Origin of the sequence: Saccharothrix xinjiangensis (genome assembly GCF_039527585.1) — a bacterium.
GTDB lineage: Bacteria > Actinomycetota > Actinomycetes > Mycobacteriales > Pseudonocardiaceae > Actinosynnema > Actinosynnema xinjiangensis.
On sequence record NZ_BAAAKE010000003.1, the window covers coordinates 128,294 to 150,930 of the forward strand.

A 22,637-nucleotide genomic window follows, 5' to 3' on the forward strand; every position below is an offset into this window, starting at 1 on the left:
TCGGACCGAACGCCGGTCGAGGACGGTGAGAGGGGAATCCGTGATGAGCACAGCCCTGGGGTACCGGACCTTCGGCTCCGCCGACGTCCAGGAGTTCTTCGACCGGCCCGACCCGTCGCCCGGTCCCGCCGAGGTCCTCGTCCGCGTCGCGGCCGCGGGGGTCAACCCGCTCGACCACCTGCTCCGTTCCGGGCACGTCCGCGCGTTGAACGGCCACGTGCCCTTCCCGCAGGTCCTGGGGATGGAGGCGGCGGGGGTGGTCCTGGCGGTGGGTGACGAGGTGACCGGCCTGGCCGTCGGCGACCGGGTCACCGGATTCGCCCTGACCGGCGCGGGCACGTACGCGGGGACGACCCTGCTGCTCGCCGGGTCCACGGCCCGCATCCCCGACGCGCTGCCGGAGACCTGGGCGGCGACCATCCCCGTCGCCGGCACGACCGCGCTCGACGTCCTCGACCAGCTCGCGCTGCCCGCCGGGGCGTCGCTGCTGGTGAACGGGATCGGCGGCGGCGTCGGGCTGGCCGTGGCGCAGCTCGCGCGCGACCGCGGCCTGGTCGTGGTCGGCACCGGCGGCGCGGGGAAGCGGGAGCGCGTGGCGGCCACCGGGGCCGCCTTCGTCGACTACACCGCCGGCGACGTCGTGGACCGGCTCCGGGCGCACGCCCCGGACGGCTTCGACGCCGTGGTCGACGCGGTCGGCGGCGACTCGTTGCGCGGTGTCGCCCCGCTGGCGGCGAAGCCGGACGCGCTCGTCTCGGTCGGGGACCCGTCGGTGACCGAACTCGGCGGCGCGCCCGTCCAGCGCCGCCTCGACCGGGACGGCCTGGAGCGCGTCGCCGCGCTGATGGTCGCCGGGCGGCTCGATCCGAACATCACGGCGACCTACCCGCTCGCGCGGGCGGGGGAAGCGCTGGCGCTCGTCGAGTCACGCCACGCGTCGGGCAAGCTCGTCATCGACATGCGCCTCTGACCTCACGACGCGCGGTGGAGACCGCCCTCGGCAGGACCGGCGCCACCCCGGCCCGCGCCGAGCCGGTACCGGGTGTTCGCCTCGATCAGCGCGTCGAGGGCGTCCCGGGCCTCGGCGAGCCGGGTGATGTCGGCGGTCAGGCGGTCGCGTTCGCCGACCATCGTGCCGAAGGCCTCTTCGGCGACGTCGGCGTCGTCGCTGTGCACGCAGGGCAGCAGCCGGGCGATCACCTTGCTGCCCAGCCCCGCGTCGAACAGCCGCCGGATGATCTCGACCCGCGCGACCTCCGCCGCGGTGTAGTGCCGCTGCCCACCGCTGGACCGCGTGCTGAGCAGCAGGCCCTGCTGCTCGTAATACCGCAGCGATCGGGCGCTGACCCCCGTCAGCCGGGCCAGCTCGCCGATCCGCATGGTCGCGGGGGAAGGCGTCGTGGTCACGAGACCCCCATCCCGCACGCCGGTCGGTACCGCACCCCGACAGCTTAGAGCTCCTGCCGGCGCGGTCGGCAGCGGATCGGGGCGCGGGCCTCGGGACCGGTGCGGCGTCCCGTCCCCCGGCACGACGGGACGCCGCACGCCCGGCTACTTCTCCGTGCTGAACGCGGCGTCGAAGGACGCGGCCGGCGGGTCGAACAGGTGGCGGCGGATGAAGCCGACCGCCTCCTCCGCGCCCCGCAGCCGGTCCATGCCCGCGTCCTCCCACTCGACCGAGATCGGCCCCCGGTACCCGATCGCGTTCAGCGCCCGGAAGCACTCCTCCCACGGCACGTCGCCGTGCCCCGTCGACACGAAGTCCCAGCCCCGCCTCGGGTCGGCCCACGCCAGGTGCGAGCCGAGCCTGCCGTTGCGGCCGTCGAAGCGCTTCTTCGTGTCCTTGCAGTCCACGTGGTAGATCCGGTCGGCGAAGTCGAGGATGAAGCCGACCGGGTCGAGGTCCTGCCAGATGAAGTGCGACGGGTCCCAGTTCAGGCCGAACGCGGCGCGGTTGCCGACCGCCTCCAGCGCCCGCCTGGTCGTCCAGTAGTCGTAGGCGATCTCGGACGGGTGGACCTCGTGCGCGAACCTCACGCCCACCTCGTCGAACACGTCGAGGACGGGGTTCCAGCGCTGCGCGAAATCGATGTACCCCTCGTCGATCACCGACTGCGGCACCGGCGGGAACATCGCCACGTACTTCCACGTCTTGGACCCGGTGAAGCCGACGACCGTGTCGACGCCGAGGCGGGCGGCCGCGCGGGCGGTGTCGGCCATCTCCGCCGCCGCACGCTGCCGCACGCCCTCGGGCTCGCCGTCGCCCCAGATCCGCGCGGGCAGGATCGCCTGGTGCCGGAAGTCGATCGGGTCGTCGCACACCGCCTGGCCGACGAGGTGGTTGGAGATCGTCCACACCTGGAGGCCGTGCTTCTCCAGCACCTCGCGCTTGGCGGTCACGTAGCCGTCGTCCGCCAACGCCCTGTCCACCTCGAAGTGGTCGCCGGAGCAGGCGATCTCCAGGCCGTCGTACCCCCAGCCGGCGGCGAGCCGGCACACCTCCTCGAACGGCAGGTCGGCCCACTGGCCGGTGAACAGCGTGACCGGTCGGCTCATCGGGTTCCTCCGATCGTGGTCCAGGTGGACTGCCGCTCGGCGCTCTCCTCCACGGCGGCCAGCACCCGCTGCACGCGCAGGCCGTCGGCGAAGCTCGGCGCGGGGTCGGCCCCGTCGCCGATGGCGGTGAGGAAGTCGGCGGCCTCGTGCGTGAACGTGTGCTCGTAGCCGAGGAGGTGGCCGGGCGGCCACCACGCTCCCACGTACGGGTGGTCCGGCTCGGTGACCAGGACCCGGCGGAACCCGGCCTCGGGGCCGTCGGCCTCGAACACCGACAGCTCGTTCATGGACTCGAAGTCGAACGCCAGGCTGCCGCGGCTGCCGTTGACCTCCAGCCGCATGGCGTTCTTGCGGCCCAGGGCGTACCGGGTGGCCTCGAACGTGCCGAGGGCGCCGGACGAGAAGCGCGCCAGGAACACCGCCGCGTCGTCGACGGTCACGGCCGCGCGGCCGTCGCCGTCCGGGCGCTCGGGCACGAACGTCTCCAGGGTCGCGCTGACCCCGGTGACCAGGGAGCCGGTGACGAACTGGGCGGCGTCGACGATGTGGGCGCCCAGGTCGCCGAGCGCGCCGGAGCCCGCCTTCTCGCGCCGCAGCCGCCAGGTCATCGGCGACTCGGGGTCGGACAGCCAGTCCTGGAGGTAGACGGCGCGCACGTGGCGGACGTCGCCGAGGCGGCCGTCCGCGACGAGCTTCCTGGCCAGGGCGATGGCGGGCACCCGCCGGTAGTTGAACGCCACCATCGACCGGACGCCGCGCCGCGCGGCCTCCTCGGCGGCGGCGGTCATCGCCTCGGCCTCCTCGACCGTGTTGGCCAGCGGCTTCTCGCACAGCACGTGCTTGCCGGCGGCCAGCGCGGCGATCGCGATCTCGGCGTGCGTGTCGCCGGGCGTGCAGATGTCGACGAGGTGGACGTCGTCCCGGTCGACGAGCGCGCGCCAGTCGGTCTCGGCGGCGGCCCAGCCGTACTTGGCGGCGGCCTCCTTGGTGCGCGCCGCGTCCCGCCCGCCGACCGCGGCCAGCCGAGGCGTCAGGGGCACGTCGAAGAACCGGTGGACGTTGCGCCAGGCCTGCGAGTGCACCGCGCCCATGAACGCGTGGCCGACCATGCCCACGCCGATCTCTTCCGTCATCAAGCAGCCTTTCCGCGTCAGCAGGAGTGGGTGGGTCAGGAGTCGAAGCCGACGTCCAGGTACTGGTCGACGTTCTCCTTGGTCACCACGGCGGAGTAGGTGGTGATCGACGCGGGGATGTCGTGCTCGGCGAGGTCGCCGATGCCCTTGGTCTGGCCGAGCAGGCGGGCCAGCGCGATCGCCGAGGACGCCATCGACGGGCTGTAGAGCACGGTCGCCTTCATGACGCCGCTGTCGGCCTTGATCAGGTCCATCATGTTGCGCGAGCCGGCGCCGCCGACCATGACGAACTCGTTGCGCCCGGCGCTGTCGATGGCGGCCATGACGCCGATGCCCTGGTCGTCGTCGTGGTTCCACAGGGCGTCGAGCTTGGTCGCGGCCTGGAGCAGGTTGGCGGTCTGCTGCTCGCCGGACTCGGAGGTGAACTGCGCGGACACGCGCGGGCCGACCTGGAAGCCGCTGCGCGCCAGGGCGTCCTTGAAGCCCCGGCTGCGCTCCTGGGTCAGCGGCAGGGAGTCGATGCCGGCGACCTCGCCGATGATCGGGCTGCCGATGTTCTTGGCCTTCATCTGGGAGGCGATGAACTCGCCCGCGTTGACGCCCATGCGGTAGTTGTCGCCGCCGATCCACGTCCGGTAGGCGAGCGGGGTGTCGAAGACGCGGTCGACGTTGATGACGGGGATGCCCGCGTCCATGGCCTGGCGGCCGACCTCGGTGAGCGCCTTGCCGTCGAACGGCAGCACCACCAGCACGTCGACCTTGTCGTTGATCAGCGTCTCGACCTGGCTGATCTGCTGGTTGACGTCGTTGGTGCCCTCGGTGGCCTTGAACGTCACGTCGGAGAACCGCTCGGCCTGCGCCCGCGCGTTCTTGGTCATCGCGGCCATCCAGCCGTGGTCGGCGGCGGGCGCGGAGAAGCCGACGGTCACCGCCTTGCCGGGCCGGCTGTTCTCGCCGGACCCGGCGGCGACGGCGTCGGGCGCGGAGTTGCCGGTCTCGTTGGACGTGCAGCCCACCAGCAGTGCGGCGGTGCCGACGGCGGTCGTTCCCCAGAGGAAGCGGCGACGGTCGAGTGAGGGCATGGCGATACTCCCGGGCGAGGTGACGGGTGTGGCGGGACGGGTGTGGGGCGACGGTGCGCGCGTCGGGTGGTGCCGGTCCGGTTGTGCGCGTCAGGTCGTGCGCGCGCCTCGGCGGCGTGCGGAGGTGGTGCGCTGGAGGAGCACCGCGGCGACGATGATCACGCCCTTGGCGATGTTCTGGATGTCGGTGTCGAGGTTGTTCTGGGTGAAGATGTTGCCCACCACGGTGAAGATGAGGACGCCGATGAGCGTGCCGATCAGCGAGCCGCGCCCGCCGGTGAGCAGGGTGCCGCCGATGACGACCGCGGCGATGGCGTCCAGCTCGTAGAACATGCCGTTGGTCGACGCGCCGGAGGTGGTGCGGGCGACGACCATGAGCGCGGCGATGCCGCAGCACAGGCCGGCGATGCCGTACACGAGCGCGGTGTGCCGCTTGACGTCGATGCCGGCCAGGCGGGCGGCCTCGGCGTTGCCGCCCACGGCGAACGTGCGGCGCCCGAACGTGGTGCGGTTGAGCACCACCCAGCCGACCGCGAACACCGCGGCCAGCAGCCAGATCAGCACCGGCACGCCCAGCAGGTCGCCGCGGAAGAACGTGGTGAACCCGGTCTCGGTGACCACCTGGGTGCGGCGGCCGGACAGGCGTTCGGCCAAGCCCTTGGCGGAGGCGTACATGGCCAGGGTGGCGATGAACGGCACTATCTTCCCGTAGGAGATGAGCACGCCGTTGACCAGGCCGCAGGCCAGGCCGACCAGCAGCGCGCACAGGACCATCACGACCGGCCCGTAGGACTGGGTGGCGACGGTGGTCATCCACACGCTCGACAGCGCCACGATCGACCCGACGGACAGGTCGATGCCGCCGCTGATGATCACGAACGTCATGCCGACGCTGACCACGCCGATGGCCGCGGCCAGGCGCAGCATGGTGGAGATGTTGGCCTCGGTGAGGAAGCTGTCCGGCCGGGTGGCGTACCCGACGGCGCACAGCACCACCAGCACCCCCAGCAGGCCGGCCAGCCGCAGGTCCAGCGCTCGTCGGCGCCGGGGCTCCTCCCGGGGTGGTGCGGATTTCGGGTCGAGGACCCTCAGTTCGGTCACTTGACCTCCTCGGTCACGGCGCCCTGAGTCGCGGCGCTCTCGGTGAGGGCACTGCCCGCCAGCACGATGTCCAGCACGGCCGATTCGGTGAGCTCGCCGGCCGGCCGGTCCGCGACGACCTCGCCGTCGCGCAGCACCAGCACCCGGTCGGCCAGGCCGAGCACCTCGGCGACCTCGCTGGAGACGAGGACCACGGCGACGCCGGCGGCGGCCAGCTCGTGGATCACGCGGTACAGCTCGGCGCGGGCGCCCACGTCGACGCCGCGCGTCGGCTCGTCCAGCAGCAGCACCCGGCAGCCCCGGACCAGCCAGCGCGCCACCACCGCCTTCTGCTGGTTGCCGCCGGAGAACTCGGACACCAGCCTGCGGGGGTCGGCGGGGCGCAGGTCCAGGCGCTCCAGGGTGGCGCGCGAGTCGCGCAGCTCCCGGTCGCGGTCGACGAACCCGGCGGTGCTGTAGGCGGGGAGGCTGGAGAGGGTCACGTTGTGCGCCACGCTGAGGTCCAGCAGCAGGCCCTGGGCCTTGCGCTCCTCGGGGGCCAGGCCGATGCCGGCGCGCACGGCGGCGGGCACGCTGCCCGGCTTCACCGGCCTGCCGTCGACCTTCACCACGCCCGCCTGGGGTTTGCGGGCGCCGAAAACGGTTTCCAGGATCTCGCTGCGGCCCGCGCCGACCAGGCCAGCGATGCCCAGCACCTCGCCCGCGTGGACGTGGAAGGTGACGTCGCGGAACTCGCCCTCGCGGGTCAGCCCCTCGACGGTCAGCACCTCCCGCGAGCTGTCCACGGTGGACACCTCGCGGTGCGGGAAAACGGTGTCCACCGCACGGCCCGACATCACGTCGACCAGTTCGGAGGTCGGGGTGTCGGCGGGCAGGCCGGCGGCGACCGTGCGGCCGTCCTTCAGGACGGTGACCCGGCTGCCGATGCGGCGGATCTCCTCCAGCCGGTGGGAGATGTAGAGCACGGCCACGCCGTCGGCGGTCAGCTCGGCCACGATGCGGAAGAGGTTGTCGACCTCGTCGGCGGCCAGGGCGGCGGTGGGCTCGTCCATCACGATCAGCCGGGCGTCGTGGGCGAGCGCGCGGGCCATGGACACCAGCTGCTGCCCGGCGGCCGACAGCGTGCCGACCTCGCGGTCGGGGTCGATCTCGGGGTGGCCGAGGCGGGCCATGAGCGCGCGGGCCCGCTGCCGCGCCACGCGGCCGCCGGTGAAGCCGAACCGGCTGGGTTCGTGCCCGAGCAGAACGTTTTCCGCGACCGAGATGCCGGGCACGAGGTCCAGCTCCTGGTACATGGTGGCCACGCCGAGCCGCAGCGCGGCCACCGGCGACGGCAGGGTCGTGGGCCTGCCGAGCCAGGTGATCTCGCCCTGGTCCGGCTGGTGCGCGCCCGCCAACACCTTGATCAGGGTCGATTTGCCGGCGCCGTTCTGGCCGAGCAGGCAGTGCACCTCGCCCTCGGCGACCTCCAGGTCCACGCCGTCGAGGGCGCGGACGCCGGGGAAGGACTTGCCGATGCCCGTCATCCTGAGCAACGTCATGCTGGGGTGCCTCCCTGTCGGGTGCCTTCGTGGTCGACGCCGTCAGGTGCATCGTTTTCCTTCACCGGCACGACCGTCGGGTCGTCGAGCACGCGGCGCAGCGCCGCCAGGGCCGCGCCCCGCGCGCCCGCGGTGAAGCCGAGCGCGGACGCGGTGATCGTGGCGCCCTCCTGGCGCTGCGGCGCGACCAGCCAGTCCTGGAGGGCGGCGAAGTAGCCGCCGAGCACGATGCGCCGCGGGTTGAGCAGGGTGGCCAGCGCGGACAGGCCGGTGGTCAGGTGCGCGGCCGTGCGGTGCAGGGCGTCGATCGTGCGCGCGTCGCCGCCTTCGGCGCGGGTGCGCACGATGCGCATGCGCTCGCCCCGGGACAGGTGCGGGTCGTGCACCTGGTCGTGCCGCGGCGCGCAGGCGTGCAGGAACGCGTCCAGGCCCACCTGGGTGTTCCAGCAGCCGCGCTTGCCGCAGCCGCAGTGGGGGCCGAAGTGGTCGAGGACCATGTGACCGATGCCGCCCGCGCGGTTGTCCGCGCCCCGCACCAGGGCGCCGTTGGCGATCACGCCCGCTTCCACCTCGTGGTCGCCGTGGAGGTAGACGAGGTCGTCGACGGGGTCGGCGTCGTGTTCGGCGCGGGCGGCGAGGTGCGCCTCGTTGTCCACTTCGAGGCGGGCGATCGGCAGGCCGGTGCGGGCGGCGAGCCCGTCGACCACGGCCACCTCGCGCCAGCGCAGCGCGGTGGCGGTGACGGTGCCGGCGCGGTGGTCGGCGCGGCCGGGCACGGCGACGGCGACCCCGGTCCAGCCGGCGTCCGCGACGTCGTCCAGGGCCTGGCGGACCAGGTCGGCCAGCTGGTCGAGGGCGTGCTCGGGGGCGGTGGTGTCGCAGGTCCGCCCACGGCGCAGGTGGACCTCGCCGGTCAGGTCGGTGATGGTCGCGCCCACGCTGCCCGGCCGGATGTCGAGGCCGATGCCGCAGACCGCGCCGGGGCGGAGCTGGACCAGGCCGCCGGGACGGCCCTGGGTGGTCGTGGTGCCCGCCGTCTCGGTGAGGCCGCGGTGGTCGAGGTCGGCCAGCAGCGGGGACAGCGTCGCCTTGGAAAGACCCGACCTCGCGGCGAGCTGGGCGCGGGAGACCGGGCCGTGGGCGCGGAGCGTGCGCACGAGGAGGGCGAGGTTGGCCTCGCGCCTGGTCTCGGTCTGCGCTTGCATCACGTCTCCGACTTCGTCGAGGGAGCCGATCAAAGGGGGTGGTCCAGCTCACCTTCGGGCGTGAGTTGCGGCAGATCCTGACACCAGATCGGGCATCTTGACAAGAAGTCGGGCAGACTTTTGTCTTTTCGTTGCAAAAGTTGGCTCGATCAAGACAGAAGTGAGGGCACGTCGGTAACTGTGGGCCAGCGGAACCGAACACGCTGTTGACCTGTGAGCCGAACACGGCCCACAGGTCAGACATCGGAGCTCTGGGAAATTCAGCCCGCCGCGGAGAAGGCGCGGTCCGTGGCGGACCACGCGGCGCCGATCACGCCGGCCAGGTCACCCAGCTCGGACAGCACGATGGGCAGGTTGCCCGTCGCCAGGGGCAGCGACCGCCGGTACACCGCGCTGCGCACCTCGGCCAGCAGCGAGTGCCCCAGTCCGGACACGCCGCCGCCGATCACCACCATCCCCGGGTTCAGGAAGCTGACCAGCGACGCCACCACGTGCCCCAGTCGCCTGCCGCCCTCGCGGACCAGGTTGGCCGCCGCGAAGTCGCCCGCCGCGGCCGCCGCGCCGACGTCCGCCGCGGTCAGCGAACCCCGGTCGCGCAGCGCGCCGGCCAGCGCCGGCGAACGGCCGCTGCGGGCCAGCGTGGCCGCGTCCCGCGCGAGGGCCGCGCCGCCGAAGTACGCCTCCAGGCACCCGACCTCACCGCAGGCGCACGCCGGCCCGAAGTCGTCCAGCCGGATGTGCCCGATGTCGCCGGCCGTGCCCGCCACACCCCGGTAGACGCGTCCGCCGAGCACGATGCCGCACCCGATGCCGGTGCCCACCTTGACGAAGATCAGGTCCTCCAGCGACCGCGCCACGCCCGCGTGCCGCTCCCCCAGCGCCATGGCGTTGACGTCGTTGTCGACCGTCACCGGGCAGCCCCACCGGCCGGCCAGCTCGTCGCGCACCGGGTAGCGGTCCCAGCCGGGCATGATCGGCGGCGCCACGGGCATGCCGTCGCGGAAGCTCACCGGACCGGGCAACCCGATGCCCGCGCCGATCAACCGGCCGGGCGCCTTGGCGTAGACGACGTCCGCCAACTCGGCCACGCGGCTGAGCACGTGCGCCGGGCCGCCCCGCACGTCGCACTCCTCGCTGTGGCTCTCCAGCACCTCGCAGCGGCCGTCGGTGACCGCGACCGTCACCGACGTCGCGCCCACGTCCACGCCCAGCACGCGCAGGTCGTCGGCCAGGTGCACCAGCGTGGAGCGCCGCCCGCCCCGACTCGCCGCCGGACCGCCCACCTGGACCAGGCCGACGTCCACGAGCCTGGCCAGCTCGGCGGTCAGCTTCGCCCTGGGCAGTTCCAGCCGCTCGCCCAGCGCCACCCGGGACATCGCGCCCTCGTCGCGCAGCACGGCCAACAGCTCCGACTGCCGCCCGGAGACCACGTGCGGCTGCCTGCCACTGCCCGTCGCGCTCATGGAACCAATCTAGAGCCCGGGGGCTCGCGGGCAAGCTCCGAGCGAGGGCGCGCGGAACGCCGGTGCGCGGAAGAGCCGGCCCCGGGGTCGGCGGCCGTGGCGGGGGAAGGAAGGAGAGGGCAGGACTCGGCGGGAGCGGGTGAATAAGGACAGCGGGCAGGCGAGTCGGCCGGCAGCGCCGTGGTCGTGGCCCCGGCGTTCACGCGCCTCGACGCGGGGCCGCACCCCTGCTCGTTGCCATTCTGAGATATGCGTGATGTCCACATCAACGGAGAGTGACAGATACCCCCTAGGTCAAGTGACGCGCGTCACCCATTACGCATCCATCCTTGCCCCCGTAAATCACGAACGGTTACGTTTCCGCGCGCAGATCACGGTTCTGTCACCGAACGGACACGGCCCACTCCCCCGAAGTCGGGCCCGTCCACCTGGATCCCCCGCCAGGTCCGGTGTCGGAACTCCCCGACGCAGGAGGCTGCACCGTTGGCTCGGCACGCACGGCACACCCGACATGAGAACAGCAGTGAGGACACCTTCCGGTTCCAGGCCCCGCCGCCCCCTCCCGGTTACCGGGGCGCGCACCGGGCGGAGCCGGAGCGGGTGCTCCCCAAGCGCCTGGCCGGCGTCGCCGTCGCGGTCGGCGTGGTCGGTGGTGGCGCCGGCGCCGCCGCGGCCACGATGACCGGGCAGTTCACCCCCGTCGCGGGTGGCGCGGAGTTCGTCGCGGTGCCGGACACCAGCGTCCGGGCCGGCAAGGTGGACACCGTCCACGCGATCAACCTCGGGTCGGAGACCGCCCGCATCATCCGCCAGGAGCAGCTGACCGCGCTCCACGCGTTCAACCAGGCCAGCACCTTCGCCCAGGACGGGTACGCGGCCCGCAAGGCGGCCGAGGAGAAGGCCGCCAAGGAGGCCGTCGAGGCCGCCAAGCCGCCCAAGCAGCGGCAGGTCGAGGGGTGGATCCGCGAGGCCATCGGCATCCTCGCCGCCAACGGCACGGCCATCGACGAGGGCAGCCTCGACGAGATCTACACGATCATCATCAAGGAGTCCAACGGCAACCCGAACGCCGTCAACACCTGGGACTCCAACGCCATGCGCGGCACGCCGTCCAAGGGCCTGATGCAGTGCATCGACCCCACCTTCCAGGCGTACAAGCTGTCGGGCCACAACGACATCTACAACCCGGTGGACAACATCATCGCCGGCGTCCGCTACACCTACGCGCGCTACGGCGGCTTCCACAACCACCCGGGCCTGGTCTCCATGGCCGCCGGCACCGGTTACCAGGGGTACTGAGAGCCCCGGCGGGGGCGGCACGACCCGACACCGCGCCGCCCCCGTCGGTTCAGTTCGACCTCGACCCGGCCTTCAGCCCAGCCTGAGGTCCGCCACGCGGATCGGCGACGGGGTCGTGCCGCTGGAGCGCTGCTGGTACTGGAACGACAGCACGCCGTCCACCGCGACCCGCGACAGGTCCACGTTCACCTCGCCGAAGGCGTTCATCGACGGCCGGTCGAACACCAGCGCCCAGTCGGTCCACCCCGACGCCCGGCTCGCCGAGACCACCCGGCCGCGCGGCATCACCAGGTAGGCGTTGTCGTCCCGGTCGAAGACCAGCTTGGTGCGCTGCGTGCTGCCCGGCGGCACGGGCACCTCCCGCTTGGTCCACGTCCCGTTCGCGTTGCGGAAGACGTGGAACGTGCGGCCGTGCCGGGTGCGCTGCTGGGCGTAGTTCGACACGCACTGGGTGAACCGGCCCGGCACGTAGCTGATCACCACGTGCGGCGCGCCGGTCGAGTCGACCGCCTGCCCCTCCTGGTTCATCAGGCCGTGGTCGGGGTCGAGCGGGTCGACGACCAGGCCCGGCGAGGTGATGGAGACGCGGGCGCCGCCGGTCGTGCCGACCACCGCGCCCGCCGCGTTGCGCCACGTCCGACCGCGATCGTCGCTGTAGGCGTAACCGGTGTCGTGGTTGGTCAGGCCACCGGGGTTGCACAGCACCCTGGTGTTGCCCTCGCGCCACGTGAACGAGACGTGCAGCCGACCGCGCCGGTCGTAGGTCAGGCCGTGCAAGTACATGTTGCGGGTCGTGGAGACGACGCCGTTCGGGCCGGTGTAGTCGCCGGTCGCCGACGACCACGCGCCCAGCCTGCGCCACGTGCCGTCGGTGTACTCGGCCAACTCGTTCACGCCGTTGCCCGACCCGCCGGTCCGGTAGCTGAACTGGAGCGAGCCCTCGGGCGTGACGACGAACTGCGGGTAGGTCATGGTGCCCAGCTCGACCCCGCCCAGGGTCCGCTGCACCGAGCCGAACAGCGTCGCCGACCAGCGGTGCGCGCCGGGGTCCGACGCCAGGCCGGGAATCGATTTCGCGTAGTGCAGGCGGGTGTTGTGGGTGTCCATGGCCACGTGCAGGACGCCGTCCCGGGGCGAGACGCCCAGGGAGATCACGTTGTGCGAGTCGTCGGCGCTCAGCCGGTGCGGCAGCACGGCGGTCTCCCAGGTCCCGCCCAGCGCGCGGCGAGCGACCACGGCGTTGCGGCTCGCCGTGTACCAGGCCGCGTACTGGTGACCGTTGTGGGTGATCAGGCCGTCCTGGAACGCGTTGTTGTTGACCAGGCCGTCATAGGAGACGAAGTACAGCGCGGACTGGTCCAGCAGCGCGTCCGACAGCGGGGTCACGGCGGGCGCGGCGCCGGCCGTGCCGGGAACGGTGACCGACGCGGCCAGCACCAGCGCCACCACCGCGCCCGGGTAGAACGATTTCCTCGTCATGCCATCACCCCGTCGGTGTGAATGGTGTGCAGGTCGGAGCTGTCGTCGTCGCCGTGCTCGGAGTTCCACGGCACCTCGCCCGCCGCCCGGACGTGGTCGTGGTGCGGGCCAGGTCGCAGCCGGTCTCGTCGGAGGCGGAGACCCGCGCCCCGGACAGGCCCTGCCGGTTCAGCTCGGTGCGCAGGTCCGCCGGCACGCCGTGCCGGGTCGCGGCGTCGACGTGGCAGCCCTCCTGCCACGAGTGGCGTAGTGCCGGACGCGCGCGGCACGGTGCGTCGAGAAGGCAGCGTCATCGCCGATCCCCCTGCTGGAGTGGTGTCGCCCACTCCAGCCCGTGGCACACTCAAGGTCAACGAACCGAACAGGAACGATCAAAGTCGATCGGGACCGACGATGAAGCTGGCGGCGCAGCGGCGTGAACTGATCCTCGCGGCGGTCCGCGCGAACGGCGTGGTCCGGCTCGCCGACCTGGTGGACCAGCTGGGCGTCACGGCGGTGACCGTGCGCCGGGACGTCACCGCGTTGGCCGACCGCGGCCTGGTGGTCCGCGTGCACGGCGGCGTCACCATGCCCCGCCACGGCGAACCGCAGGCCGCCGCCCGCCCGGGTCACGCCCTGGTCGGCATGGTCGCGCCGTCGGAGGACTACTACTGGCCCGCCGTGATCCAGGGCGCGCAGGCCGCGGTCGGGGCTGCCGGGGGCCGGTTGGCGCTGCGCACCTCGTGCTACCACGCGGTGGAGGACCGGCGGCAGGTGGTCAAGCTGCTCGACCGCGGCGTGCACGCGCTGCTGGTCGCGCCGAGCACGGACGGCCCGGCGGGGCTGGACCTGATGCGCTGGCTGGGCTCGCTGCCCGTGCCGGTGGTGCTGATCGAGCGCGTGCCGCCGCCGGAGCTGCCCACCATCGGCCTGGACGCCGCGGTCACCGACCACGCGCTGGGCGCGGGCCTCGCGGTGCGGCACCTGGCGACCCTGGGCCACCGGGGCGTCGGCCTGGTGGTGTCGCGGCCGAGCCCGCACCACGCGGCGATCCGGGCCGGGTGGCGGGAGGCGGTGGCGTCGCTCGACCTGCGGCCCGCGCCGGTGGTGGAGGTGCCGCCGTTCGGGTCGGCGGACTGGTCCGCGGCGAGCGACGAGGTGCTGGACGGGTGTTCGCGCGCCGGCGTGCGAGCCCTGCTGGTGCACGCCGACCGCGAGGCCATCGGCCTGGTGGAACGCGCCCGGGACCGCGGGCTGGCGGTGCCGGGCGAGCTGGCGGTGGTGTCCTACGACGACGAGGTGGCCGCGGCCGCCGACCCGCCGCTGACCGCCGTGCGACCGCGCAAGCACCGGCTCGGCGCGCTGGCGGCGCGACTGGCGCTGGCCCGGGTGGCCGATCCGCTGGACCGCCCGGTGCACCGCGTCGCGCTGTGGCCGAGCCTGACCGTCCGCGAGTCCTGCGGGACGCCTCAGCGCCGCCAGGTCCAGGCGCCCTGATCAACGGCGCGCCGGACACCACCCAGCCGAACAGCAGGCGGGCGGCGTCCGGCGACGGCGGCGGGTCCGGGATCCACCCGGGTCGACCGGGCGCCTCAGGGGTGCCTGCCCAGCACGTCGGCCGCGTGCACCGCCTCCAGCGACAGCGTCTTGTAGCCGACCGCCTCGAACAGCACGGTCAGCCGGTCGGTCTCGCTCTGCACCACGGTCCCGGGGCCGAACTCGGTGTGGTGCACCCGGGACTGCGCCGGGTACTCGGGGTTCGCCGAGACGCCGGTGCCCGCGTCGCCGCTCCAGCACGTGTCGCAGTTGCCGCACGCCCGCTCCAGCACCTCGCCGAAGTAGCCGATCAGGTGCTGCCGGCGGCACGCCCTGGTCTCGGCGTAGGCCCGCAGCACCTCGATGCGCGACTTGTCCAGCCGCTGGAGCCGCTCCGCCTCCTCCGCGGCGAGGTCCGCGGCCCGCGCCGGCTCGGCCACCAGCCGGAACCGCGCCCCGTCCACGACCACCGCGCCGACCCGCTCCAGCAGGTTGACCCCGGTGGTGACGTTGCGGCGCGACCGCCCGGACTCCCGGACCAGCTCGGTGACCCGCAGGCCGGGGTGCTCGCCGACGAACGCGGCCAGCGCCAGCAGGTCGTCCCGGTCCACGCGCCGCGACTGGAGGAACCGCTGGAGCCCCAGGTCCTGCGGCCGGTAGAACAGCACGGCTTCCCCCGGTTCGCCGTCGCGCCCGGCCCGCCCGATCTCCTGGTAGTAGGCGTCCAGCGAACCGGGCGCGGACGCGTGCGCGACGAACCGCACGTCCGGCTTGTCGATGCCCATGCCGAACGCCGAGGTGGCCACCACCAGGTCCGTCGACCCGCGCATGAACGCGTCCTGCACGCGTTCCCGCTCGGCCGCCCTCATGCCCGCGTGGAACGGGTCGACGCCCAGCTCCTCCGCGTACCGGGCGGCGTCCTTGCGGGTCGCCACGTACACCAGCCCAGGCCGGGGCGCGTCGCGCACCCAGTCGAGCAGGGCGCGGCGCTTGTCGTCGTCGGAGGTGAACATCCGCACCTCCAGCGACAGGTTGGGCCGGTCGAAGCCGATCGCGACCACGAGCGGGTCCCGCATCCCCAGGTGGGTGATCACGTCCTCCCGCACGGTGGCGCCCGCGGTGGCGGTCAGCGCCAGCACCGGCGGCCTGCCGACCCGTTCCACCGCCGTTGCCAGCCGCAGGTAGTCGGGCCGGAAGTCGTGGCCCCAGGCGGAGACGCAGTGCGCCTCGTCGACCACGAACAGCGCCGGCCGCCCCACCCGCGCCAGCACCTCGGGGTTGGCCAGTTGCTCGGGTGACACGAACAGGTACCGCGCCTCACCGCGCCGCACCGCCTCCCAGGCCTTCTCGTTGTCCTCTTCGGACTGCCCGGAGTTGACCAGGACCGCGGTCGGCGCGCCCGCCTCGCGCAGCGCCGCCACCTGGTCCCGCTGGAGCGCGATCAGCGGCGACACCACCACGACCAGGCCGTCCAGCAGCACTCCGGGCACCTGGTACACCGCCGACTTGCCCGCACCGGTCGGCAGCACGACGAACACGTCCCGGCCCGCGACGACCTGCTCCATCGCGTCCAACTGCTCGGCGCGCAGCTCCGGCCACCCGAACACGTCGGCCGCCGCCGCGCGCAAGCGCTCCCGGTCACCCACGACCCATCCGCTCCCAGAAGTGCGCCAGGGTGGCCGCGCCCGCGAGCAGCACGTCCACCGATACCCGTTCGTCGCTGTCGTGCCGGCGGTCCTCCGGCAACCCGGTGCCGAAGAACAGCACGGGCACGCCCACGCCCTCCGCCAGCCGGGCGGCGGGTCCGCCGCCCGCGTTGCCCATCCGGCCCACCGACCTGCCGAACCCCTCTTCCACCGCCTCCGCCAACAGCTCCGACTCGGGCAGGTCGTCGGGTGTCCGGCAGGCCTCCTGCGCGGTGCCCTCGCTGAGCGACACCTCGTGGTCGTACCGGTGGTCGACGGTCTTCGCGAGCCACCGCCGCAGCTGCTCGCCGACCTCGGCGACGCGCTGGTCGGACACGGTGCGGACGCTCAGGTCCGCTGCCGCCACCGAGGGCACCGCCCCGAGCGGCGGCCCGACCGGGTCGCCCGCGAGCATCGTCAGCACCTCGATCGCGGGCCGCGCCCACAGCCGTTCCGGCACGGTGCACCCGGCCTCGCCGACCACCGCCCGCGTCTCGGTGCGCGTGACCCAGTCCTCCTCGTCGACCTCCACGGGGAACACCAGGTTCACCGCGGGCGCGTCCCGGTCGAGCAGGTGCGCGCGCAGCCCCCACAGGTGGGCCGGCACCTGCCCCTTCGCGTCCGACGCGCCGCGCCCGTGGACGAACCCGCCCCGAACGGCGGGCTCGAACGGCGCGGTCTCCTCCCACCGCCCGCTCCCGGCCGGCCGCACGTGGTGGTGGCTGCACACCAGGACCGTCGGCGCGCCGGGCGCGGCGCGCCACCGGGCGAACACGGCGGGCGCGTCGGCGGCGGACCACACCTCGACCTCGGGGAAACCGAGGTCGCGGAACGCGGCGGCCAGCCAGTTCGCCGACCGCACCACGTCGATCTCGTGCTCGGGCAGGGCGGCCACCGAGGGGATCCGGCACCACTCGACCAGCTGCCCGGTGAACCGCTCCCGGTGGGAGGTCGGGTACTCGCGGACGGCGCTCACGGGCGGCTCGTCGTGACGCGGTCGCCGCGCGGCTCGCGGTGCCGCGACAGCAGCACGCCCACCACCACCAGCAGTGCGCCGAAGACCAGGAAACCCAGGTCGTAAGCCAGTTCGTGCGGTCCGGTCCGGACGTGGTGCACGCCGAGCACCAGGTGGTTGAGGACGCCCTCGACCAGGTTGAACACGCCCCACCCGGCCAGCACGCCGCCCCACAGCACGGGCGCGGGCAGCGGCGCGGTCCGGTTGAGCAGCACGACCCCGGTCAGCACCAGCAGCAGGCACAGCAGGTGGAACAGGCCGTCGCCGACCATGTTCGCGTGGAGGTCGTCCGGGTACCAGCCGGACAGCATGTGGTGCCAGCCCAGGAGCTGGTGGACCACGATGCCGTCGACGAACCCGCCGACCCCCAGACCCAGCACCAGCGCCGCCGGTGCCACCGGTGCCGCCTTCCGGACGTTCGCCATGACCGTGTGTTGCCCGGCTGGAGCCGATCAAACCCCGGGCGAGCCACCCCGCCGGCACGGTCACCCCCGACGCACCGACCACCGCCGCCCACCCGCGTGTGAAGATCGATTGATGACCCCTGTGATCGTCTTCGTCCCCGGCTCCAACAGCAATTCGTTCTCCTTCGCCCCGCTGCTGCGGGAGCTGACGTTGCGCGGCAGGCACGCGCTGGCCGTGGACCTCCCCGGGCACGGCTACGGTGCAACGTTCCACCCCGCCTACCAGGCCCCGCAGGACCCGGCCGCGCTGAGCGCCGCGACGGCGGGGCTGGCCGGCGTGACGCACGCCGACAACGTGGCGCACGTGATCGACGTGGTGCGCAAAGCCGCTGGTCTGGGTCCCGTGACGCTGGTCGGGCACAGCCGGGGCGGGGTGACCGTGACCAGCGTGGCGAACGCCGTGCCGGAACTGCTGCACCGCGTGGTGTACGTGTCGGCGTGGTGCTGCGTGGAAAACGATGTACAGGGTTATGCGCAGGGTCCGGAGTACGCGACGAGCGCGCTCAACGACACCATGGGAGTCCTCGCCGCCAACCCGGCCGAACTGGGCGCCCTGCGGATGAACTGGCGCACCGCGGACCCGGCCCTGCTGGCCGCGCTCAGGGTCGCGGTGCACGAGGACGGCCCCGAGTCGGAGTTCCTGGCGATGCTCAACACCCTCGAACCCGACGAGGGCCTGGACGCGGGCGACGACCGCGTCGACCCCGCCACCTGGGGCGGGCTCCCGCACACCTACGTCCGCCTGGCCCGGGACCGCTCGCTCCCGCTCGCGCTCCAGGACCGGTTCGTCCGCGAGGCCGACGCGCTGACCCCGGACAACCCGTTCGACGTGCGCACCCTGGACAGCACCCACGTGGGTTTCCTGATCCACCCCGGGGCGGCGGCGGACCTGTTCACCGATCTGAACTGAACCTGTCAAGTTCTTGCGTGATGCTGCTCACTTCTTACATGCTGATGCCGTCCCTCCAACGAAGGAGTTGCGGTGTCCCTGTCGCGCAGGACGTTCATCGGGTCGGCGCTCGCCGTCCCCGCCCTCGGTAGCGCCGCCCCGGCCCGCGCGGCGAGCCCTCCCGGCGACGTGGTCGGCAAGATCACCGTCGGCTACCAGGGCTGGTTCGCCGCCGCCGGCGACAACTCGCCCCTCAACGGCTGGTGGCACTGGAGCGACAACTGGGGGCAGCCGCCGTCGCCGGGTAACCACGCGCTGATGGCGTGGCCGGACATGACGGACTACGCAAATCGGTACACCACCGCGTTCGGCACGCTCGGCAACGGCCAGCCGGCCACGGTGTTCTCCAACCACGACTTCCAGACCGTCGACGTCCACTTCGGCTGGATGAAGCAGTACGGCTGCGACACCGCCGCCCTCCAGCGGTTCAACCCGACCGGCGGCGAGGGGCCGATCCGCGACGCGGTCACCGCGCACGTGCGCCGGGCGGCCGAGAAGCACGGCGTGAAGTTCTACATCATGTACGACGTCACCAACTGGGCGAACATGCAGTCGGAGATCAAGGCCGACTGGGTGGACAAGATGCGCGCCCACACCTCGTCGCCGATGTACGCGCGGCAGAACGGCAAGCCCGTGGTGTGCGTCTGGGGCTTCGGCTTCAACGACCCGGGTCGCCCGTTCACCCCGCAGCAGTGCCAGGACGTGGTCGACTGGTTCAAGGGGCAGGGCGTCTACCTGATCGGCGGCGTGCCCACGCACTGGCGGCGCGAGGTCGAGGACTCCCGGCCGGGCTTCGCGGGCGTCTACCGCAGCTTCCACATGCTCTCGCCGTGGATGGTCGGCCGGATCGGGAACGTCGCCGACGCGGACCACTTCCACACCAACGTCAACGGTCCCGACCAGGCCGAGTGCAACCGCCTGGGCATCGACTACCAGCCGTGCGTGCTGCCCGGCGACCTGTCCCGGCGGCACCGCGCGCACGGCGACTTCATGTGGCGGCAGTTCTACAACGCGGTGCGCCTGGGCGCGCAGGGCATCTACATCTCGATGTTCGACGAGTACAACGAGGCCAACCAGATCGCCAAGACCCCGGAGACGCAGGCGGGCATCCCGGTCGGTTCCGGCTTCCTGGCCCTGGACGAGGACGGCACCCGCTGCTCGTCGGACTACTACCTGCGGCTCACCGGCGACGGCGGCCTGATGCTCAAGGGCCGGATCGCGCTGACCCCCGTGCGCCCGACCAAGCCCATGCCCGACGGCAACCCGCCCGTCGAACGGGACCTGGCCGCCGGCCGGCCCACCGCGCAGAGCAGCCAGACCCAGCACTACGGCGGCCACTTCGCCGTGGACGCCGACCCGAACACCTACTGGGAGAGCGCGAACAACGTTTTCCCCCAGTGGCTCCAGGTCGACCTGGGCACGACGTCCGCGCTGGGCCGCCTGGTGCTCGGCCTGCCGCCGAACCCCGCGTGGGGTCGCCGCACCCAGACCGTCGCGGTCGAGGCGAGCGCGGACGGCTCCGCGTTCACCACGCTCGTCAACGCCACCGGCCACACCTTCGACCCGGGGTCGGGCAACACCGCGACCATCGCCCTGCCCGCCGGGGCGCGGGCCCGTCACGTGCGCTTGCGCTTCACCGGGAACACGGGGTGGCCGGCGGCCCAGCTGGCGCGCCTGGAGGTCTACGGCTGAGCCGATGGGAGCGCTCCCAGGTACGCTGCCGGCCATGGTGAGCGTTCTGATCACGGGATCGTCCGACGGCATCGGCCGGGAGACCGCCGCGACGCTGGTGGACCAGGGCCACCGCGTGGTGCTGCACGCGCGCGACGCCGGGCGGGCCGAGCAGGCGCTGGCCGCCGTGCCCGGCGCGGCCGGCGTCGTGGTCGGCGACCTGTCGTCCCTGGACCGGACCCGGGAGCTGGCCGCCGCCGCCGGGGCCTTCGACGTGGTCGTGCACAACGCGGGGCTCGGCGGCGGGCTGCCCGAGCGGGTGGTCACCGAGGACGGCCTGGAACTGCTGTTCCAGGTCAACGTCCTGGCGCCCTACCTGCTCACCGCCCTGATGCCGCGCCCGTCCCGCCTGGTCTACCTGACCTCCGGGCTGGAGGCGCAGGGCGTCCTGGACCTCGACGACCTCCAGCACGAGCGCGGGCCGTGGGACGGGATGCAGGCGTACTCCGACTCGAAGCTCCTGGACGTCGTGCTGGCGTTCGCCGTGGCCCGCCGGTGGCCGGACACCCTGAGCAACGCGGTGGACCCCGGCTGGATCAAGACCAAGCTGGGCGGCCCGAACGCCACCGACGAGCTGCCCAGGGGCGCGGACACGCAGGTCTGGCTGGCCACGTCCGACGAGCCGGCGGCGCGGGTCACCGGCCGCTACTTCAAGTGGCGCGAGGACCTCCGGGCCAACCCCGCCGCCTACGACGTGGCGGCGCAGGACCGCCTGCTGGCCGTGTGCGCCGAGCTGACCGGGGTCGCGCTGCCCTGACCGGGTCGGCCGGAGCGGGTCGCCCCGAGCGAGTCGCCCCGAGCGGATCGGCTGGACCGGCTCGGCCGGCCCCGCGCGTCAGCCGGGCGCGCTCGCGCGCTTCTCGGTGGACCGCCGGTCGATCGCCTCGGCGACCTCGTCGATCACCCGCCGGATGAGCGTGCCGTACCCGTCGTCGGCGAGGGCGTGCTCGTGCCGCCGCGCGGCGGCGATGTGGTCGCTCGCGGCCTCGAACGACCCGAGCCTGCGGAAGTCGTCCGCCAGGTTGAGGTGCAGCGAGGGGTGGAACCCGGCGACGCCCAGGCCGTCGTGGTGGCGGCGGACCCGCTCGTCGGTGAGGGCCGCCGCCGCGTCGAGCGCCCGCACGTCCCACACGAGGGCCCGCGCCGGGTCGTCGTGGAGGTCGGCCATGTGGTGCGCCAGGGTGCAGCGGTGCAGGGGGTCGCCCACCGGGCCGATCCGGTCCCAGAGGTCGTGCAAGCGGGTGCGCGCCCCGTCGGCGTCGCCCCCGGCCGCGAGCGCGAGGGCGGCTCCGATGTCGGTCATCGTGGGATCCGCTGGTGCGGTGGTCATGACGGGCCTTCCTGTGCGGGTGGTTCGGGTCGGACGGGCATCACCAGGGTGGTGAGGTCGCCGTCGTCGGCGGAGCGGACCACGACCGGCTGGTCCGCGCCCGCGATGTCGAGCATCACGTCGGGGCCGACGGCCGTGCCGATCGCCGGGTGCAGGGTGGCGAGGGCGAAGTCGAGGCCGATCGCGGGACCGGTGACCGCGGCGGGGACCGCCTCCCCCGGCGGGACGGTCACCGCGCCGTCGGACACCTCCAGCCGCACCCGGTGACCGCCCTGCCGCTCCAGGCAGCGCACGAGGGCGTTCCGGGAGACCACGGCACGCGTGCGCACCTCGGGCAGGGACGCCACCACCAACCGGTGGTCGGGGAAGGGCCCCGCCAGGGTCCGGCACTCGCGGGCCGCGTCGTCGCCCTCGAACAGGACGCTGCCGGGTCGGGCGCTCAACCGCAGCTCGGGACGGCGGCGCGCCCACGACAGCAGCGGCCGCAGGTCGTCGGCGTCGAGCGTGGCCGACCAGTCCGACCCGCTCGGCCGCACCGGCACCAGCGTGCGGATCGCGAGCCGGTACCGGTCGGTCGCGGCGAGCACGACTCCTTCGGCGGAGACCTCGACGCGCACGCCGTTGAGCACGGGCAGGCCCGGCTCGTGGGTCGTCGCGGTGAGGACCTGCTCGACCGCGGCGGTGAACACCGGCCCGCTCAGCCGCACCGGCGGCGACTGCGGCGCCGGGACCAGCCGGGCCTTGACCGCCGCGGCCGTCTCACGCGCGAGGTCCGCCCGGTGCGCGAGCCCGGCCACGTGGTCGTCGATGATCCGCGCGGCGTCGCGGCCACCCGGGTCGAGGACCTCGGCGATCAGCTCCAGGGGCATGTCGATCTCGCGCAGCCGGCGGACCATGACCGCGCGTTCGACCTGGTCCGGCGCGTAGTAGCGGTAGCCGGACGACCGGTCGACGCTCGCCGGCTCCACCAGGCCCGAGTCCGCGTAGAAGCGCAGCGCGCTGGCGGTCAGCCCGCTGGAGCGGGCGAACACGCCGATCGTGAGGAGTTCGGACTTCGGCACCCGGCCATCATCGGGTTTCAGGTAACCC

19 protein-coding genes and 1 pseudogene are annotated in these 22,637 nt (G+C 73.3%); 6 read left to right on the top strand and 14 right to left on the bottom strand.

Annotated features, from left to right (window positions below):
- Positions 1 to 43 precede the first annotated feature (43 nt).
- Positions 44 to 970 (top strand): NADP-dependent oxidoreductase, encoded by a 927-nt coding sequence (locus ABD223_RS08815; RefSeq protein WP_344035504.1) that lies wholly within the window; start codon positions 44 to 46, stop codon positions 968 to 970.
- Between the two features lie 2 nt (positions 971 to 972).
- Here the strand turns inward: ABD223_RS08815 and ABD223_RS08820 are convergent, their stop codons facing one another.
- The 8 genes from ABD223_RS08820 to ABD223_RS08855 form a co-directional block, all read right to left on the bottom strand.
- Positions 973 to 1,407 (bottom strand): MerR family transcriptional regulator, encoded by a 435-nt coding sequence (locus ABD223_RS08820; protein ID WP_344035505.1) that lies wholly within the window; start codon positions 1,405 to 1,407, stop codon positions 973 to 975.
- Positions 1,408 to 1,551: 144 nt separating this feature from the next.
- A complete protein-coding gene (locus ABD223_RS08825; RefSeq protein WP_344035507.1) occupies positions 1,552 to 2,556 on the bottom strand; it encodes a sugar phosphate isomerase/epimerase family protein in 1,005 nt (334 codons plus the stop codon).
- Entirely contained in the window at positions 2,553 to 3,689 is a 1,137-nt protein-coding gene (locus ABD223_RS08830) for a Gfo/Idh/MocA family protein (protein WP_344035508.1), read from the bottom strand. The genes ABD223_RS08825 and ABD223_RS08830 overlap by 4 nt, the downstream gene beginning before the upstream one ends.
- A gap of 35 nt (positions 3,690 to 3,724) precedes the next feature.
- A complete protein-coding gene (locus ABD223_RS08835; RefSeq protein ID WP_344035509.1) occupies positions 3,725 to 4,771 on the bottom strand; it encodes a substrate-binding domain-containing protein in 1,047 nt (348 codons plus the stop codon).
- A 90-nt stretch (positions 4,772 to 4,861) separates the two neighbouring features.
- Positions 4,862 to 5,863 carry an ABC transporter permease gene (locus ABD223_RS08840; RefSeq protein WP_344035872.1) on the bottom strand — a complete coding sequence of 334 codons (1,002 nt, stop codon included), beginning with the start codon at positions 5,861 to 5,863 and terminating at the stop codon, positions 4,862 to 4,864.
- A 5-nt stretch (positions 5,864 to 5,868) separates the two neighbouring features.
- Complete coding sequence (locus tag ABD223_RS08845) at positions 5,869 to 7,413, bottom strand: sugar ABC transporter ATP-binding protein (protein ID WP_344035510.1); 1,545 nt, start codon at positions 7,411 to 7,413, stop codon at positions 5,869 to 5,871.
- A complete protein-coding gene (locus ABD223_RS08850) occupies positions 7,410 to 8,618 on the bottom strand; it encodes an ROK family protein (RefSeq protein ID WP_344035511.1) in 1,209 nt (402 codons plus the stop codon). The genes ABD223_RS08845 and ABD223_RS08850 overlap by 4 nt, the downstream gene beginning before the upstream one ends.
- Before the next feature lie 260 nt (positions 8,619 to 8,878).
- A complete protein-coding gene (locus tag ABD223_RS08855; RefSeq protein ID WP_344035512.1) occupies positions 8,879 to 10,081 on the bottom strand; it encodes an ROK family transcriptional regulator in 1,203 nt (400 codons plus the stop codon).
- A gap of 933 nt (positions 10,082 to 11,014) precedes the next feature.
- Between ABD223_RS08855 and ABD223_RS08860 the strand changes: the two are divergent.
- A pseudogene (locus ABD223_RS08860) lies at positions 11,015 to 11,380 on the top strand (transglycosylase SLT domain-containing protein); the annotation flags it as partial.
- Between the two features lie 72 nt (positions 11,381 to 11,452).
- On the opposite strand, the gene ABD223_RS08865 reads toward ABD223_RS08860, so the two are convergent.
- Complete coding sequence (locus ABD223_RS08865) at positions 11,453 to 12,859, bottom strand: BNR repeat-containing protein (protein ID WP_344035513.1); 1,407 nt, start codon at positions 12,857 to 12,859, stop codon at positions 11,453 to 11,455.
- A gap of 393 nt (positions 12,860 to 13,252) precedes the next feature.
- Between ABD223_RS08865 and ABD223_RS08870 the strand changes: the two genes are divergently transcribed.
- Entirely contained in the window at positions 13,253 to 14,335 is a 1,083-nt protein-coding gene (locus ABD223_RS08870; RefSeq protein WP_344035514.1) for a substrate-binding domain-containing protein, read from the top strand.
- A gap of 95 nt (positions 14,336 to 14,430) precedes the next feature.
- Here the strand turns inward: ABD223_RS08870 and ABD223_RS08875 are convergent, their stop codons facing one another.
- Genes ABD223_RS08875 through ABD223_RS08885 form a run of 3 tightly spaced genes read right to left on the bottom strand, consistent with a single transcriptional unit; the run spans position 14,431 to position 17,499 of the window.
- Positions 14,431 to 16,020, bottom strand: a complete 1,590-nt coding sequence (locus tag ABD223_RS08875) for a RecQ family ATP-dependent DNA helicase (RefSeq protein WP_344035515.1) — start codon at positions 16,018 to 16,020, stop codon at positions 14,431 to 14,433.
- Positions 16,013 to 17,035 (bottom strand): M20/M25/M40 family metallo-hydrolase, encoded by a 1,023-nt coding sequence (locus ABD223_RS08880; RefSeq protein WP_344035516.1) that lies wholly within the window; start codon positions 17,033 to 17,035, stop codon positions 16,013 to 16,015. Before ABD223_RS08880 ends, ABD223_RS08875 begins: the two co-directional genes overlap by 8 nt.
- Complete coding sequence (locus tag ABD223_RS08885) at positions 17,032 to 17,499, bottom strand: DUF2243 domain-containing protein (protein ID WP_344035517.1); 468 nt, start codon at positions 17,497 to 17,499, stop codon at positions 17,032 to 17,034. Before ABD223_RS08885 ends, ABD223_RS08880 begins: the two co-directional genes overlap by 4 nt.
- 112 nt (positions 17,500 to 17,611) lie before the next feature.
- Here ABD223_RS08885 and ABD223_RS08890 point away from each other — a divergent pair, with 112 nt between their 5' ends.
- From ABD223_RS08890 to ABD223_RS08900, 3 genes are all read left to right on the top strand, one after another.
- The gene (locus tag ABD223_RS08890) at positions 17,612 to 18,448 is read left to right on the top strand and encodes an alpha/beta fold hydrolase (protein ID WP_344035518.1); all 837 of its coding nucleotides are present in this window, start codon (positions 17,612 to 17,614) and stop codon (positions 18,446 to 18,448) included.
- Positions 18,449 to 18,520: 72 nt separating this feature from the next.
- Positions 18,521 to 20,179 carry a glycoside hydrolase family 99 protein gene (locus ABD223_RS08895; protein WP_344035519.1) on the top strand — a complete coding sequence of 553 codons (1,659 nt, stop codon included), beginning with the start codon at positions 18,521 to 18,523 and terminating at the stop codon, positions 20,177 to 20,179.
- Between the two features lie 34 nt (positions 20,180 to 20,213).
- On the top strand, positions 20,214 to 20,975 hold the full coding sequence (locus ABD223_RS08900; protein ID WP_344035520.1) for an SDR family NAD(P)-dependent oxidoreductase: 762 nt from the start codon (positions 20,214 to 20,216) through the stop codon (positions 20,973 to 20,975).
- Between the two features lie 78 nt (positions 20,976 to 21,053).
- On the opposite strand, the gene ABD223_RS08905 is transcribed toward ABD223_RS08900, so the two are convergent.
- Entirely contained in the window at positions 21,054 to 21,521 is a 468-nt protein-coding gene (locus ABD223_RS08905; protein WP_344035521.1) for a hypothetical protein, read from the bottom strand.
- Between the two features lie 23 nt (positions 21,522 to 21,544).
- Positions 21,545 to 22,609 (bottom strand): DNA polymerase III subunit beta family protein, encoded by a 1,065-nt coding sequence (locus ABD223_RS08910; RefSeq protein ID WP_344035522.1) that lies wholly within the window; start codon positions 22,607 to 22,609, stop codon positions 21,545 to 21,547.
- Positions 22,610 to 22,637 lie beyond the last annotated feature (28 nt).

Bases quoted from the DNA above. Each gene is read 5' to 3' on its own strand.
- ABD223_RS08815 (WP_344035504.1), top strand. From the start codon at position 44: ATGAGCACAGCCCTGGGGTACCGGACCTTCGGCTCCGCCGACGTCCAG.
- ABD223_RS08825 (WP_344035507.1), bottom strand. From the start codon at position 2,556: ATGAGCCGACCGGTCACGCTGTTCACCGGCCAGTGGGCCGACCTGCCG.
- ABD223_RS08830 (WP_344035508.1), bottom strand. From the start codon at position 3,689: ATGACGGAAGAGATCGGCGTGGGCATGGTCGGCCACGCGTTCATGGGC.
- ABD223_RS08835 (WP_344035509.1), bottom strand. From the start codon at position 4,771: ATGCCCTCACTCGACCGTCGCCGCTTCCTCTGGGGAACGACCGCCGTC.
- ABD223_RS08845 (WP_344035510.1), bottom strand. From the start codon at position 7,413: ATGACGTTGCTCAGGATGACGGGCATCGGCAAGTCCTTCCCCGGCGTC.
- ABD223_RS08850 (WP_344035511.1), bottom strand. From the start codon at position 8,618: ATGCAAGCGCAGACCGAGACCAGGCGCGAGGCCAACCTCGCCCTCCTC.
- ABD223_RS08855 (WP_344035512.1), bottom strand. From the start codon at position 10,081: ATGAGCGCGACGGGCAGTGGCAGGCAGCCGCACGTGGTCTCCGGGCGG.
- ABD223_RS08865 (WP_344035513.1), bottom strand. From the start codon at position 12,859: ATGACGAGGAAATCGTTCTACCCGGGCGCGGTGGTGGCGCTGGTGCTG.
- ABD223_RS08870 (WP_344035514.1), top strand. From the start codon at position 13,253: ATGAAGCTGGCGGCGCAGCGGCGTGAACTGATCCTCGCGGCGGTCCGC.
- ABD223_RS08885 (WP_344035517.1), bottom strand. From the start codon at position 17,499: ATGGCGAACGTCCGGAAGGCGGCACCGGTGGCACCGGCGGCGCTGGTG.
- ABD223_RS08890 (WP_344035518.1), top strand. From the start codon at position 17,612: ATGACCCCTGTGATCGTCTTCGTCCCCGGCTCCAACAGCAATTCGTTC.
- ABD223_RS08900 (WP_344035520.1), top strand. From the start codon at position 20,214: ATGGTGAGCGTTCTGATCACGGGATCGTCCGACGGCATCGGCCGGGAG.
- ABD223_RS08905 (WP_344035521.1), bottom strand. From the start codon at position 21,521: ATGACCGACATCGGAGCCGCCCTCGCGCTCGCGGCCGGGGGCGACGCC.